This window comes from Ralstonia sp. ASV6 (genome assembly GCF_016429285.1).
Classification (GTDB): Bacteria; Pseudomonadota; Gammaproteobacteria; order Burkholderiales; family Burkholderiaceae; genus Ralstonia; species Ralstonia flaminis.
The window spans coordinates 1-1139 of record NZ_JAELUI010000319.1 but is presented as its reverse complement, the minus strand read 5'-3'; the positions used below and the strand labels follow the sequence as shown (position 1 = coordinate 1139).

Sequence of the window (1139 nt, the reverse complement as noted above, 5' to 3'; positions counted from 1 at the left end):
GGCCTTGACCACGGGGGGCGTGCTGTCCGGTACGCCAACGGCGGGCGGCACCTTCAACTTCACCGTGACAGCCACGGATAGCAGCGCCGGCACGGGTTCGCCATACACCGGCAGCCGCGCCTATACGCTGAGCGTTGCGTCGCCCACGCTGACGATCACGCCGGCCTCCGGCGCACTCAACGGCGTGGCAGGCACGGCCTACAGCCGCAACTTCAGTGCGAGTGGCGGCACGAGTCCGTACACCTACACCTTCGTGGTCAACAGTGGCAGCTTGCCCACGGGCCTGAGCTGGAATGCCGGTACGGCCACGCTGTCGGGCACACCCACCACGGCAGGCACGGTCAACTTCAGCGTAACGGCCACCGACAGCAGCTCCGGCAGCGGCCCGTACGCGGTGACCGGCACGTACGCACTGACGGTGTCCGCGCCCACCATTGCGGTGGCGCCGGCCACGCTGCCCAGCCCGGCGATTGCGACGGCGTACAGCCAGACCGTGAACGCCAGCAACGGCACCGCGCCGTACACCTACGCCGTCACTGCTGGGGCGTTGCCGACCGGCCTGACGCTGAGCTCGTCCGGTGTGCTCTCCGGCACGCCCACGGCGGGCGGTACGTTCAACTTCACCGTCACCGCCACCGACGCCAACAGCTTCACCGCCAGCCGTGCCTATAGCGTTAGCATCGGCGCGCCGACGGTGACGGTCAGCCCCGCCGCCGTGACGGCCGCCCAGGTCACCACGGCCTACAGCCAGACCTTCAGCGCCACGGGCGGCACCGCGCCATACACGTACGCGGTGTCCAGCGGCACGCTGCCGGCGGGCCTGAGCCTGAACGCCAGCACCGGCGTGGTCTCGGGCACGCCCACCGCGCTGGGCTCCAGCACCTTCACCGTACGGGCCACCGACAGCAGCACCGGCACCGGCGCACCGTACTTCGGCACGCGCAGCTACACCCTCGTGGTGGGCCAGGTGATCGGCACCGCACCGGCGATCACCACGACGACGCTATCCAACGCACCGGTCACGGTGCACGCAACGGCCAATGCGACGGGCGGGCCGTTCTCGTCGATCGCCATCGTCAGCCCGCCGGCCAGCGGTACGGCCGTGATCAACGGACTGGACATCGTCTACACCCCAGCGC

1 protein-coding gene is annotated in these 1139 nt (G+C 70.1%); it reads left to right on the top strand.

Features of this window, described 5'->3' with window-relative positions:
- The coding region (locus JHD73_RS27825) for an Ig domain-containing protein (RefSeq protein WP_199033348.1) at positions 1-1139 on the top strand (1139 nt) is incomplete at both ends.